Genomic DNA, 13,522 nt, shown 5'->3' with positions numbered 1-13,522 from the left:
CTCGATGATGTGGCAAGACCTGGTGTTCATGGTAGGCAGCACGCTCTCGATTCTCTTTCTCGCTCCGACGTTGCGGGACGCGAGCGCCCGCGTTCCACTCGGAACGAGCATCCCGTCGATGGGGATCGGGATGGTGTACGGTACGACGTTTCTGACCCTCGGCATGACCTTCTCGGCGCTCGGCGCCTACGCCGCGGGGTCGATGTGGTCGCTGATCGCAGCGTTTCGATCGCCCCAGAGACCGATCCAGCAACTGCTTCGGTTGACCGGCCTCTCGCTTTTCGCACGGGACCTGCGGCGGTGGGTGGACCGACGGCGTGACGACCGACGGCTCGGCGAGCAGTACGTTTCGGTCGAGCAGCCGTCGGCCGTCCACGCTGATTAACAGGGCTGAGTCCCGGTCCGACGCGCGAAACAACCGATTACTGCGAGGACGCCGTTACTTCGAAAAGAGACTCGTGTGCACGGGCGCGAACGAGTCGTTCTCGTCCTCGATTTCGGGATTCGTGTCCGTGATCGTCCGCCCGGAGAGCCCCGTCTCGAGCAGTTCCGACAGCGGTGGGCCGACCTTCTCGGGTTCGACGAGGAAGGCGTCGTGGCCGTGGTCGGAGTCGATGACGTGGTGGGCGACGTCGACGCCGGCCTCGCGGGCCGCCTCGGCGACGACCTCGGCCTGTTCGACGGTGAAGTGCCAGTCGCCGGTAAACGAGAGGAGGAGCAACTCGCCCTCGAACGCCGCCAGCGCGTCGGCGTCGGACTCATAGCCGGCCGAGAGATCGAAGTCGTCCATCGCCCGCGTCAGGTAGAGGTAGCTGTTGGCGTCGAAGCGGTCGGTGAACTTCTCGGCCTGGTAGTCGAGGTAGGACTCGACCTCGCGGTAGGGGAAGAAGGCGGCCGCGGGGTCGGACGGAGTCTCGTGAACCGTCTCGCGGCCCGCCGATCGGCGGCCGAACTTCCGGGCCATCGAGGTCTTCGAGAGGTACATGATGTGACCGATCTGACGGGCGCGGGCCAGTCCCTCCTCGGGCTCCGCCCCGCCGTAGTAGTGGCCGCCGTTCCAGTTCGGATCGCTCGTGATCGCCCGGCGGGCAACGGTATCGAGCGCGAGACACTGAGCGTCGAGCCTGGCGGCCGTGGCGACCCCCGCGGCCCGCTCGACGTCGTCGGGGTAGCGTCGCAGCCAGTCGAGCACGTTCATCCCACCGACGCTACCACCAACGACGGCGTGGAGCCGGCCAACGCCGAGTTCGTCGAGCAGCAGCCGCTGAGCACGGGTCCAGTCCCCAATCGTCACGGGCGGGAAGTCGGTGCCGTACGGCTCCCCCGTCTCGGGGTTCGTACTCGAGGGGCCCGTCGTCCCGTAGCACGAGCCCGGCGCGTTCGCACAGACGACGTAGTACTCGGAGGTATCGATCGCCTTCCCGGGGCCGACGACGTCGCCCCACCAGGCTCGAGCCTGGCCCGCAGTCCCGTCGCCAGCGTCGGGCCGACGGGCGACGTGGGCACTGCCGGTCAGAGCGTGACAGATCAGCACCGCATTGTCGCCGGTGAACTCGCCGTACGTCTCGTAGGCGACCTCGAGGCTCGGGATCGTCTCGCCCGAGCGGAACTGAAACTCGCCGAGGTCGGCCGTCTCCTTCGTCGTCACGAGTTATCCCTCGTCGCCGGCGCGTGTAGCTTCGTCGATCGCTCCCTCGAGATCGGCGAGGATGTCCTCGGGGTCCTCGATCCCGACCGACATCCGGACGAGGTCGGACGTGACCCCGGCCTCTTCCTGTTCTTCGGGAGTAAGCTGACCGTGAGTCGTGCTCGCGGGGTGGATGACCAGCGTCTTCGCGTCGCCGATGTTCGCGAGGAACTGGGCAACCTCGACGTTCTCGCAGAACGTCTTGCCCGCCTCGTACCCGCCGCGCTCGCCCGCGCCCTCGAGCCCGAACGCGATCATCCCGCCGTAGTCGGAAAGGTACCGCGAGGCGTTGTCGTGGGTCGGGTGGGACTCGAGCCCAGGGTAGGTGACCCAGGCGACGTCCTCGTGGCTCTCCAGGTAGTCGGCGACGACCGCGGCGTTCTCGCAGTGTTTCTCGACCCGAAGAGACAGACTCTCGAGGCCCTGCAGAGTCTGCCAGGCGTCGAACGGCGACTGCTGGTTGCCGAGGCTTCGCAGCGAACGATATCGTGCGGCCGCAGCGAAGGGGGCCTCGGGAAAGTCCCGCGAGAAGTCGACGTCGTGGTAGGCGTGGTTCTGGCCGGCGATCTCGTCGTAGCCGTGTTCCCCCCAGGGGAAGGAGCCGCCGTCGACGAGGATCCCGCCGACCGTCGTCCCGGAACCGTGGAGCCACTTCGTCGTCGACTCCCAGACGACGTCGGCGCCGTGTTCCAGCGGGCGACACAGCGCGGGCGTCGCGAACGTGTTGTCTACCACGAGCGGGACGCCGTTTTCGTGGGCGATCTCGGCGACGCGCTCGAAGTCGGGCGTCACCAGCGAGGGGTTGCCGACGGTCTCGACGTGGACGAACGCGGTGTCCTCGTCGATCGCCTCCTCGTAGGCCTCGTACTCGAGCGTCGAGACGAACCTGGTCTCGATGTCCCGGCGGGTGGCGGTCTTCGAGAAGTAGGCCGTCGTCCCGCCGTAGGTGTCCGTCGAACAGACGACGTTGTCACCCGCCCTGGCAAGGAGCAACACCGCCGAGTCGAGGGCGGCCATCCCGCTACTGGTCGCGACCGAGCCTGCACCCCCCTCAAGCGAGGTCAGGCGGTCTTCGAGCACTCGCACCGTGGGGTTGGCGATCCGCGAGTAGATGTACCCCTCTCCCTCGAGGGCATACAGCTCCGCGGCGGCGTCGGCGTCGTCGAAGACGTAGGAGGTCGTCTGATAGAGTGGCGGTGCCATCGCTCCCGTCGAGGGATCCGCCGACTGGCCGGCGTGGACGCTCCGCGTCCCGAATCGACAGCCCTCCCGATCGCTGCGCCCGTCGCTCGCGTCGTCACTCATGTTTAGTACGCATACTTCTCCACGTTCATATGCGTCCCAGTAACGGCAAAAACCGCAGGGCCGAAGCGGCCCGGACGAACGGCTTCTTAGGCGACGAGCGCCAACCGGAGGTCGTGCACTCGAGTGACCGCGACCGGCTCCTCCTCGCGGCGGTCGTCTTCGCGGTGCTGTTCTCGCAGCTGTTGCTCTACCCCGGCGTCGCGACGCTCGTCGAGACCCTCGGCGCCGAAGCGACGGCCTCGCCGTTTGCCGAGACCGCGCTGGACGCGAGCATGTGGTTTCTGGTGAGCGAGTTCGCGGCCTACGTCGCCTTCGTCGGGGCCTGGGGGCTCGCGAGCGATGCGGCGGGCCGTCGTCGTCCGTTCATCGTCGCCGGCGCGCTGGCCGGCGCGGTCGGCTACGCCACCCTCGCCGCCGCACCCCTCCTCGGCGGCGTCCCGTTCGAGGGCGTGCTCGTCCTGCGGCTCTTCCAGGGAGCGATGACGATCGGCGCGTTCTCGCTGACGATGACGATGCTGATGGACCTCGAGGGCGGCCACGGCCGCAACATGGGCGCGGCCGGAATCGCGATCGGGCTCGGAGCCGCCCTCGGCGCTCCCGTCGGCGGACAGCTGACGGAACTCCATCCGCTGGCACCGCTGGTCGTCGCGTCCGCCCTGCTTGTCTGTGTCGGCGCGCTGGTCTCGTTCGCCCCCGACAGAACCGGCGGGAGTCGACGGTCCGCTCGAGCCCTCGTCGAGGGCGTCCGTCGGCGGCCGACCCTGACGATCCCCTACGCGTTCGGATTCGTCGATCGGCTGACGGCCGGCTTCTTCGCGCTCGTCGGAACCCTGTACTTCCAGGACGCGTTCGGCCTGGGCCCCGGGGCGACCGGGCTCATGCTGGCGTGTTTCTTCGCTCCCTTCGCCCTGCTGCAGTACCCGATGGGTGTGCTCTCGGATCGGATCGGTCGAACGATTCCGATCGTCGTCGGCTCGCTGTGTTACGGCGTCGGGATCCTCGCGGTCGGCGCCGCGCCGTCGGTCGCGACCGCCGCTGCCGCGATGGTCGCCGTCGGCGTCCTCGGCGCGCTGGTCTCGCCGGCGACGATGGCGCTGGTCACCGACATCGCACACGAGCGCGAGCGCGGAATCGCGATGGCCGGCTTCAACCTCGCCGGGAGCCTCGGCTTTCTCGGCGGGTTCCTGATCGGCGGGACCGTCGCCGGCAGCTACGGCTACGGCTCGGCGTTTCTCGCCGTCGGCGGCCTCGAGATCCTGATCGCGCTCGTTGCCGTTCCCCTCTTCTTGCGACTGTCGGTCGATCACAGCGAGCCGTTTCGTGCGAGCGACGGCGGCAACGACTGACGGACGTCTTTGGTTTCGATCATAAGACAGTTCGGTCGATATTACCGTGAACCGTGGTATGAGACCTCATAGCGACGGCCGGGTAGAGGCTTGCCATTTTTATGTGCTCGGTTCTAACCCATCGGTGATGACACGAGATAACGGCATTTCGCGACGGACCGCGATGAAGGTCACGGGTGCTGCGGCTGCGACGACGCTCGTTGCAGGCTGTGGTGACAACGGCGACGACGACGAGAACGGCGACGACGAGAACGGCGAGAACGGCGACGGCATCGAGATCGAGCCCGGCGAGCGCATCGTCTTCTACGGCGACTCCGCCGCCTGGGAGGGCGAGGAGCCCGAGGACATCGCAGGCGAGGAGAACCCGACGCTGATCCTCGAGGAAGGCGAGGAGTACGAGATTGGCTGGGAAGAAGGCGACGGCACGGCCCACAACATCGAGATCGTCGACGAGGACGACGAGATCGTCGACGACTACGAGACCGACACCGAGGAAGAAGGTGGCGACGACCAGTTCCTCGAGTTCGAGGCCACCGACGAGATGTACGAGTACGTCTGCCGTCCCCACGAGAACGCGATGCGCGGCGCCTTCGAGATCGAGGAAGGCGAGAACGGCGCCGACGACGAGGAAGAGGATGACGAGGAGAACGGCGACGACGAAGAGAACGGCGTTGACGACGAAAACGGCGCCGATGACGAGGAGAACGGCGATGACGAAGAGAACGGTGTCGACGACGAGAACGGCGACGACGAAGACGACGAGAACGGTGCTGACGACGAGGAAGACGACGACGAACTCGTCGGCGACGACGAAGACGACGAGTAACTCCCTCGTCCTCTCGCGCGACGATTCACCCATTTTTGCGGCACCGACGGCGAGCGAGCGGTAGCTCCCTCGAGCGACCGCACAGCGGTCCGAAGCACGACGGTCCGAACCTCAAGTCGTCAGATCGTGCTCGGCCCTCGAGCGGCAACGGGCTACGGTCGTTTGTTCCACTACTCGACTTTTCTAACTAATATCGAGGGCGACCATCGGCACATCAGCAGGATGGACTCCGTCTCCCGAGTCGGGACCGCCAGCGTTCGTGCCGGAAATTCGTTCCGTCTCAGTTACTAACATACACTGTTCTTCCCGTGTTCATAGCTAGCAATTCTCTCCGAATTCAGTACGTAACACCACGCTACTGCCGAATATCAAAATACAAATCCCCCCAGGTCGTTTCGTGTTAAAATGACTTCACAGCGAGATGTCTTCCTCTTCGTTGCGCTCGCGGTCGCCTGGGGGACCGCCTTCGGCGCGGTCGAGGTCGGCCTGGAGACGCTGCCGCCGATCCTCTTCGCCGCGCTTCGACTCGACGGCGCGGTCCTCCTGTTCGTCGCGGCCATCGCCGCGCTCGGCTACGAGTGGCGACCGCGAACCAGGGCGGACTGGGTTACGATCATCGTCTCCGGCGGACTCATCGTCGGCGCCCACTACGGGCTCATGTTCCTCGGTCAGTCGTACGTCTCGAGCGCGGTCGCGGCGATCGTGCTCAGCCTGACGCCGATCGTGACGCCCCCGCTCGCGCTGGCGTTGTTACCCCGCGAGCGGATCCGCGCGCCGGCGGTCGTCGGCCTCGGGCTCGGACTGGTCGGCGTCGTCATGATCGCGCTTTCGGGTGGAACCCTCGACGGACAGGTCGTTGGCGTCGGCCTCCTGTTCGGCTCGGCGCTCGTGTTCGCGATCGGCTCGGTGCTGACCGAACGAACTCGAGGGACGCTCCCGCTGCTCCCGCTCCAGACGTGGGCGATGGCCGTCGGCGCCGCCATGCTTCACGCGCTGAGTTTCGCCCACCCCGGCGAGAGCGCGGCCGGACTCCGGGCCGCGCTGACCGTCGAGACGACCGCGGCGCTCGCGTACCTCGCGATCGTCTCCACCGCGGGCGGCTTCCTGGCGTACTTCGTCCTGCTCGAGCGTGTCGGCGCGAGCGAGCTCAGCCTCGTCAACTACGCCTCGCCCGTCATCGCGGCGCTCGTCGGCTGGGCGCTGCTCGGCGAGACGATCACGCTCGCGACGATCACCGGCTTCGCGCTGATCATCGCCGGGTTCGCGCTGTGCAAGATCGGCGCGCTCTGGAAGCTCGGCGCGCCCGTCGTCGGCTACGGACCGACCCGACCCGCGGCCGCGGCGGCCAGAGCCGGGGACATCGTCGTCGACGGCAACGTCTACGTCGTCGGCACCGACAGCTACGCCGGCCGGGCGCGGTCGGCGGACTGATCGGCGGCGATCGACCGTTTAGCACACGACGAGACGTATGCCACAGGTCGAGCGATCGGATCGCATGACGACCACATCTCCATCTCGGTTCGGGCGTCGGTGACCTCGGAACGGCCGCGTTCCTCCCGGCGTTCGGACTGGTCGCGCTGGTGCTCTACCACGCGAAGTTCGACCGCGTACTCGAGGCGATCGGCGTCGGCGAGACGCCGGACTACGGCAGGGTCGACGAGTGAGACGATGTGCCGGTAGCGGCGCCGAAGCGACGACCGCACCATCCGGTTCGGACCACGACGATCCCGCCAATCCTGTGCCATTCACAACGGTACAGCGCGGAAGTCCACGGCTGTAGCCGCGGGTAGATGACAACTACCATACCGCCTCGCGACGCAGTGGTCCGTACTCAGGTGGTTACGTGACCGAAAAACGCGAATACAGAGACGACTATCCCGACAAGACGCTGTACATTCCCGGCCCGACCGAGGTGCGCGAAGACGTCATCGAGGCGATGTGCGAGCCGATGTTCGGCCACCGCATGGACCGGATGACCGACCTCTACACGACCATCGTCGAGGACACCAGAGAGTTCCTCGGCACCAACAACGACGTCGTCGTTCTCACCGCTTCAGGAACCGAGTTCTGGGAGGCCTCGACGCTCAACCTCGTCGACGAGAACATCCTCGTCGCGACCTGTGGGAGCTTCAGCGAACGCCACGCGAACGTGGCAGAGCGCCTCGGCAAGAACGTCGACCGACTCGAGTACGAGTGGGGGAAGGCGGTCAAGCCCGCGGATATCCGGGAGGATCTCGAGGCGAGCGACACCGACTACGACGTCGTTGCCTGCGTGATGAACGAGTCCTCGACGGGCGTTCGGAACCCCGTAGAGGAGATCGGCGACGTCGTCGCCGAGTACCCTGATACGTACTTTGTCGTCGACGCCGTCTCGTCGCTGGGCGGGGACTACGTCGATATCGACGAGCACAACATCGACGTTATCTTCGCGTCCTCCCAGAAGGCGTTCGCGATGCCGCCCGGAGTTGCGATCTGTGCCGTCAGCGACGACGCCTACGAGCGCGAACTCGAGAAGGGATCGGCCTCGTGGTACGGCGGCTTCCAGCGAACCATCGACTACTACGACCGGAAGGGCCAGACTCACTCCACGCCGGCGATTCCGATCATGCTTGCCTACCGCAAACAGATGAAACACATGCTCGAGGAGGGCCACGAGGCCCGAAGCGAGCGCCACCGCGAGATGGCCGAGTACACCCGCGAGTGGGCCCGCGACCACTTCGGGATGTTCCCCGAGGAGGGGTACGAGTCACAGACGGTGAGCTGTATCGAGAACACGCAGGGGATCGACGTCGCCGAGACCATCGAAACCGTCAGCGAGGAGTACGATTTCGCCTTCTCGAACGGCTACGGCTCGCAGCTCGGGGAGAAGACGTTCCGCATCGGTCACATGGGCGAACACGACGTCGAAAGCATCGAGGCGCTGACCGACGCCATCGAGGACGTCGCCGACCTCTAAGACGGACGTCCGTACGTCGGGTCCGAAATCGCGAGCCGTCCCGCGGGGGCTCCGGTACGCAGTCACAGCAGCCCGTCCGAATCGCCGGCCGCTCGTCGGCAACGCCACGATCGATCGACCGTTCTGATCCACGACCTCGTTTTCACCCTCGTTTCGACTCGAGACGGGAGACTCGAGTCTCTCGAGCGATCGCGCCGTTCGTCCGACGTCGATCGACCGAATCGGCGGTTCCACATGATCGTTCCGGCACGATTTGTAACTATTTCGAGATGCAGGGAGAGGGTACCATGGCACTCGTTACGTGGTTCTGTAGGCCATCACGATACGAAATTATCGAATGTCGCATGATAGCACGTATCTAAAAGTACCAGAAGGGTGAAAGGTTATAAGCGTCGAGTGTGTACTTCGAACCGAAACCACTCATGACGCGATACTTCCACCCCCAGTCGGCCGAGTCGACTCGAGAACGAACTGCGAGGTCTGATTCGATCGGCGGCGGGCTCCTCTTCGTCCTCGCGGCGATGGGGTTGCTCATCGCGATCAGCTACCCGCTGACCGTCGCCGCCGCCGTCGGCGCCGTTGCGGCCGCAGTGCTGGTCTTCCGACTCGGCGCACCGGCGCTGGCCCGTGAACTCCACGGCCGGATGACCGAACTCGAGGTTCCCGGCATCGGCACCGTCCGAATCCGCGTCGACGCCCGATAACGCCGCTATTTTGCTGACTGTCGGTCCCGAAGAACGTAAGCGAAATGACGCCGTCGCTGCGACGCTCGAGGAGCACGCGAACGGAGCGCAGAAACCGAAGCTACTGAATGTGGCCTTCGCGTCGGAGCTGATCGGCCTCGCTCTTCTCGTAGCGCCAGGTGATGTCGGCCTTCTCGTCCTGCCAGTCCCAGGGCTCGACGAGGACGACGTCGTCCTCGCGGATCCAGATGCGTTTTTGCATCTTTCCGGGGATTCGTGCGGTCCGTTCGGTTCCGTCGGCACACCGCACCTTGACGCGGTTCGCTCCGAGCATGTTGGTCACGGTCGCGAACACCTCGTCGTCGTCGGGCATCCGAAGGTCGTTCCGACCGCCGTCACCGTCGTCGCTCATATCGCGGGCTTCGCGTTCGATCGGTTTAATCCTTTATCGATTTTCCCGGTCGAATCGCCCCGGCTGTCGGTCTGTACCCGTGACAAACCACGTCGTTTATCTCTCTGCCCTGACCAGTCCAGCGTATGCTGAGGCATCTCGGTCCGCTCGGAATCGCCGGTATCGCGCTCTTGCTGGTCGGTCTCGCCGTTATCGCCTACGAGAGTCTCCTGGTCGCCGCAGGGCTGGCGCTCGTCCTCCTCGGGATCGGACTGGCCGTAAAGGCGCTCGTCTCGAGCGTGTTCCGGCAGTTCGGCATGATGTGAACGGTCGGCTCGTCGACCCCGCCTCGAGCCGGGGTGCGGTCATACCTCGTTGTCGCCTGCCCGATGTTCGCTGATGAGCTGATCGACCATCTCCGCCTTCCGGTCGCGAGTGCGCTCCTCGGCGCGGTCGTGCCAGTCGTCGATTACGGCCTCGACGTCCTCCTCGCGGGCGACCGCGAGCTCGTCGACCTCCTGCATCGCGACGTCGTCGGCCGGACCGACAGGAATCTCGGCCTCGAAGAGGATCTCGTCGGCCACGTCGGACAGCCCACCCTCCTTCAGCACGACCCGTGGCTCGAACCCCGCGAGCAGCTCCGCGGTCGATCGACCCGCGCCGCTGGCGTCCCGAAGGTGGACGACGTCGCCGGCGGCGATGCCGTACTGCTCGTCGGCCTCGCGGATCGCTCCCTTGGTGAACTTCTCGACCACCTTGACGGGGACGAGCCCCTCTTTCTTCGCGGAGACGTCGCTGAAGTTCGAGTGGTCGAGCTTCCAGAGTGCCTTCATCCGGTCGACTTTCCCCTCGAGCTCCTCGACTTCCTCGAGGGCCTCGTCGCGCTCGCGCTCGAGTCGGTCGGCCTTTCGGTCAAGCCTCGAGACCTCCCGATCCCTGCGGACCTCCTTTCGCTCCTGACGGCGGGCGCCGCTGAGGCTGTTCTCGAGTTCGTGGATGCGCTCGTCTTTCTCCTCGAGGCGGTCCTCGAGGGTGCCGACGTGGGACTGGAGCCGTTCGACCCGTTTCTTCAGGTCCTTGATCGTCCGTTCCTCCTCGGTCAGCTCGCGGGGCTCGTGCTCGGTCGACTCCTCCTCGCTACCGTCGTCCTCAGTCAGGTCGGTCAGGACGGCCTCGACGCTCTCCTCGCCGGCGACGACCCGGGCCGTGACCTCGCCGCGGTCGATCCCCGGGGGGATCCGCTCGGCGATGCGCTCGAATTGACTCTCGTGGTCGTCGACGGCGAACAGCGCGGCCGCCATCGCATCGCGCTGGTGATCGTCGTCGTAGGGCTGTTCGCGAGTCCGGTGTTGTTTCTCGTCGACCGGCAGATCGGTGTCGGGAACCCAGCCCGCGGCGTCGAAGCTCCGGCGGAACTTCTCGACCGTCTCGGGTATCGGCGTCACGTCCGCGGCCACGACGATCGGCCGACCCCGTTCGACGATCCACTCGATCACGTCCGCGGTGTCGCTCGTGCGCGAACTCCAGACGTCCAGTACCTCGCCCTCGAGCGAGACTATCGCGGCTGCGGTCGTCGTCCCTGGATCGATGCCGACGACGACGTGGTCCCGGCGTTTGGCCAGCGGGCGGAACTCGATCCCGTCGCGGCGCTCGCGTTCGATCTCGACCCGGACGTCGCCTGCGCGGTTCCGCGAGACCGGAATGTCCTGCGGGCGGGCCTCGACGGTGAAGACGGCGTTTGCGAAGCCGCCGTAGGCCTCCCGCACGTCGCGCTCGTACTCGAGGTTCGCGTCCTCGAGTTCCGACTCGACCTCGCGGGCCCGCTTCTTGACCGAGCCGTGAATGCGACGGGTGAACCGGTCCTCGCTCCAGCCGCCGCTGCCGGTCGAACGGCCCCTCGAGACCTTGACCGTCGTCGTATCGGTAAACGCCGAGACCTCGTGGCCGACGTTGTGTGCCGCCAGTCGGGCCGCGGCCTCGGCCTCCTTCATCGGCTGTTTGCCGTAGGGGATCCCGTGGCGTTTCGCGACGCGAGAGAGCGGCTCGGGCTGTTCGGCGCCCGTCACCTGCACGAGCTTCGTCCCGGCGGGCAACGAACCAAGGAAGTGGATCAGCTGATCCTTGTCCGCCGCGAGCTCGTACATGTTGTCGGTGGCGACGATGGCCGGCTCCTCGTCGTCGATCAACCGTCTGAGTTTCCGGTGCGTGACGACGTCCCGGCTGACGTCCTCGCCGTCGTAGACGACCAGAGCGTACGACGGCGCGTCGCCGCGCACGTCGCCGCTCTGGACGTCAACGCCGAAGACGACCGCGTCGAGCGCACTCGTTCGCGTGCTCACGGCGGGCCATAGGGTCGACCCGGGTATAAATCCGACGCGGGGAACGGGTCCTCAGGAGCCGCCGGGTTCCGGCGCGTCCGAGCGATATCGACGACGATCGGAAACGACACGGTCGTAGGCACGGGTTCCGACCCCTCGAAGGGGCGACACGCCCATCACCCACGTGATGGGCGCCAGCAGCCGAAACTGCCCGATCAGTCGACGGAACGCCTCGTACCCCTCGGCGGTCTCCCCGTCGTCTGAGAGGATCAGTGCCGCGTCGCGATCGGCCAGCTCGGCGGGAGCGTCGGATCGCGGAACGAACCGAACCGAGTCGGTGCCGTCGAGGTGGGCAAACGGGACGAGCGCGCGGGCACACGCGTGACAGCGATCGTCGTACACAACCGTCGCCTCGTCGTCCGCGTCAGCCGCGAGTCGCCGGTAGGCAAGATCCCAGGCGGCAAACAGCGAGAGGACGAGGATCATGTCGATGAAGTACAGCCCCAGGGTGAGGATCACCGAGACGTGGAATCCGATTATCCCGAGGATCGGAAGCGTCACCGAGAGCCCGATCACCGCGGCAACGAGCAGCGATACCTGTACCAGCGCGGTCCCGACGAAGCCGACCCACGCCAGAAGTTCGTTCTCGACGATCGGCACGCCGGCGGCGCGATCGATCCCCGTCAACTCCCCGTAGAAGAGGACGTCACGCTGGAGTTCGGCACCCGAGAGCCAGATCTCGAGCGGGCCGTTCAGTGCCTTTCCCCAGGCTGAGCCGACGTAGATGATTGCGACCGCGAGCAGTCCCCACTTGAGCGCACGCATCCGGTAGACCCGGTCGGTCCTATCGGTCAGGACGGCGTTCAGTTCCTCGAGCGAGCGGTCGCGGCTTCTGCGGAGCGCGTCGATCGACAGCCGGTCGTCCTCGGCGAACAGCGCGAACATGAGGATCAGGTACGAGCAGACGAACAGCGACTCGACGGTTCCGGCCAGATAGATCGTCGCCTTGACCGACAGCATGTGCATCAGCAGAAGGCTCGCGAGGCCGCCGGTCCAGCGGGTCCGGTAGCCGACGACAAACAGCACCAACAGGGCGGCGACGACCCACTGCTGGTAGGGCAACAGCGCAAAGAAGAGATCCTGGTGGAGGAAGCCGATCGTCTCGTCGACGTGGAAGTTCGGCCACTCCCCGTAGGCCGCCCACTCGAGCGAGAGCACGCGCCAGATGACGTACATCCCGAGCAACACGCGGACGACGGCGAGGTTGATCGGCGAGGCGCGGCCGTCGTCGGCGACGTAGTTGACGAACGCGCTCATCGGCTCTCCTCGTGTTCGGTGACGGTTCCGTCGGTCGGATCGATCGTCACCCGGGGCCGCTCCTCGTTCGATTCGACCGCCGTGTTGTCGTCGCTGTAGATCACCGTGCGCTCGTAGATCCGGATCGCCTCGAACGCCTCGTAGTCCTCGAGCTCCGCGGCGGTCCACGCGCGGTCGTCGACATAGCGCGGTGGCTGCAGCCGGTCGGTGATCGACCGGTCGCCGGACTTGACCGCGTTCCGGTGTTCCTTGGCGTTTTCGAGGTAGAACTCGCCCATCTCGAGGCGCTGTTCGTCGGTGTACTCATCGGCCATCTGACCGGCGACCGTCGACGTTCGGGTACCCGTCGTCGGCGGCGTCGAGCGGTCGTCGAACCAGAGTTCCTCGCCCGATGCGTCGACCATTCGAATCTCGTAGTAGGTCTCTTCCTCCTCGGACGGTTGGGCGAACTTGTGCATGTCGACGACCGGAAGCAGCGGCATACCGACCAGCGTGACGGCCAGCAGCGTCGTAAAGAACCCCGCGAGCCAGACCTCTCGAGCGTATCGACGACGAGCGAACGCAAGGATCCCGAGCGTCCCCAGAAAGAACAGCACGTACACGGCGGGGAAGAGCACGGCCGTGACGTTAGATAACGCAACCAACAGGACGGATCACTGTAACGTTCTATCGGAACGAAATATATAGGTTTTC

The 13,522-nt window shown here is 65.9% G+C and carries 14 protein-coding genes; 7 read left to right on the top strand and 7 right to left on the bottom strand.

Annotation, left to right across the window (positions count from 1 at the left end; genetic code table 11):
- Positions 1–4: 4 nt before the first annotated feature.
- The gene (locus QA600_RS03790; protein ID WP_278290624.1) at positions 5–385 is read left to right on the top strand and encodes a hypothetical protein; all 381 of its coding nucleotides are present in this window, start codon (positions 5–7) and stop codon (positions 383–385) included.
- Between the two features lie 54 nt (positions 386–439).
- Here the strand turns inward: QA600_RS03790 and metX are convergent, their stop codons facing one another.
- A complete protein-coding gene (gene metX / locus QA600_RS03785; protein ID WP_278290623.1) occupies positions 440–1,648 on the bottom strand; it encodes a homoserine O-acetyltransferase in 1,209 nt (402 codons plus the stop codon).
- Positions 1,649–1,651: 3 nt separating this feature from the next.
- On the bottom strand, positions 1,652–2,992 hold the full coding sequence (locus QA600_RS03780; protein ID WP_278290622.1) for an O-acetylhomoserine aminocarboxypropyltransferase/cysteine synthase family protein: 1,341 nt from the start codon (positions 2,990–2,992) through the stop codon (positions 1,652–1,654).
- A gap of 113 nt (positions 2,993–3,105) precedes the next feature.
- Between QA600_RS03780 and QA600_RS03775 the strand changes: the two genes are divergently transcribed.
- The 3 genes from QA600_RS03775 to QA600_RS03765 all read left to right on the top strand — a co-directional run bounded on the left by QA600_RS03775 (position 3,106) and on the right by QA600_RS03765 (position 6,595).
- Complete coding sequence (locus QA600_RS03775; RefSeq protein ID WP_278290763.1) at positions 3,106–4,338, top strand: MFS transporter; 1,233 nt, start codon at positions 3,106–3,108, stop codon at positions 4,336–4,338.
- Between the two features lie 127 nt (positions 4,339–4,465).
- A complete protein-coding gene (locus QA600_RS03770) occupies positions 4,466–5,164 on the top strand; it encodes a twin-arginine translocation signal domain-containing protein (RefSeq protein WP_278290621.1) in 699 nt (232 codons plus the stop codon).
- Positions 5,165–5,569: 405 nt separating this feature from the next.
- On the top strand, positions 5,570–6,595 hold the full coding sequence (locus tag QA600_RS03765) for a DMT family transporter (RefSeq protein ID WP_278290620.1): 1,026 nt from the start codon (positions 5,570–5,572) through the stop codon (positions 6,593–6,595).
- Here the strand turns inward: QA600_RS03765 and QA600_RS03760 are convergent.
- Complete coding sequence (locus QA600_RS03760; protein WP_278290619.1) at positions 6,565–6,909, bottom strand: hypothetical protein; 345 nt, start codon at positions 6,907–6,909, stop codon at positions 6,565–6,567. The genes QA600_RS03765 and QA600_RS03760 overlap by 31 nt on opposite strands.
- Before the next feature lie 98 nt (positions 6,910–7,007).
- On the opposite strand from QA600_RS03760, the gene QA600_RS03755 reads away from it, so the two are divergent.
- A complete protein-coding gene (locus QA600_RS03755; protein WP_278290618.1) occupies positions 7,008–8,120 on the top strand; it encodes an alanine--glyoxylate aminotransferase family protein in 1,113 nt (370 codons plus the stop codon).
- 422 nt (positions 8,121–8,542) lie between these two features.
- Complete coding sequence (locus QA600_RS03750) at positions 8,543–8,824, top strand: hypothetical protein (protein ID WP_278290617.1); 282 nt, start codon at positions 8,543–8,545, stop codon at positions 8,822–8,824.
- Positions 8,825–8,924: 100 nt separating this feature from the next.
- On the opposite strand, the gene eif1A is transcribed toward QA600_RS03750, so the two are convergent.
- On the bottom strand, positions 8,925–9,215 hold the full coding sequence (eif1A, locus tag QA600_RS03745; protein ID WP_278290616.1) for a translation initiation factor eIF-1A: 291 nt from the start codon (positions 9,213–9,215) through the stop codon (positions 8,925–8,927).
- Between the two features lie 125 nt (positions 9,216–9,340).
- Between eif1A and QA600_RS03740 the strand changes: the two genes are divergently transcribed.
- Positions 9,341–9,520 (top strand): hypothetical protein, encoded by a 180-nt coding sequence (locus QA600_RS03740; RefSeq protein WP_278290615.1) that lies wholly within the window; start codon positions 9,341–9,343, stop codon positions 9,518–9,520.
- Positions 9,521–9,559: 39 nt separating this feature from the next.
- Here QA600_RS03740 and QA600_RS03735 read toward each other — a convergent pair whose 3' ends face one another.
- The 3 genes from QA600_RS03735 to QA600_RS03725 are packed head-to-tail and all read right to left on the bottom strand — an operon-like array spanning position 9,560 to position 13,446.
- A complete protein-coding gene (locus tag QA600_RS03735) occupies positions 9,560–11,533 on the bottom strand; it encodes a DUF460 domain-containing protein (RefSeq protein ID WP_278290614.1) in 1,974 nt (657 codons plus the stop codon).
- Positions 11,534–11,584: 51 nt separating this feature from the next.
- The gene (locus QA600_RS03730) at positions 11,585–12,829 is read right to left on the bottom strand and encodes a DCC1-like thiol-disulfide oxidoreductase family protein (protein WP_278290613.1); all 1,245 of its coding nucleotides are present in this window, start codon (positions 12,827–12,829) and stop codon (positions 11,585–11,587) included.
- Positions 12,826–13,446, bottom strand: coding sequence for a hypothetical protein (locus tag QA600_RS03725; protein ID WP_278290612.1), 621 nt, complete (start codon positions 13,444–13,446; stop codon positions 12,826–12,828). Before QA600_RS03725 ends, QA600_RS03730 begins: the two co-directional genes overlap by 4 nt.
- Between the last annotated feature and the right edge of the window lie 76 nt (positions 13,447–13,522).

This window comes from Natronococcus sp. A-GB1 (assembly GCF_029688845.1).
Classification (GTDB): Archaea; Halobacteriota; Halobacteria; order Halobacteriales; family Natrialbaceae; genus Natronococcus.
The sequence above is the reverse complement of the archived record's forward strand: the minus strand, read 5'-3'. Positions and strand labels throughout refer to the sequence as shown.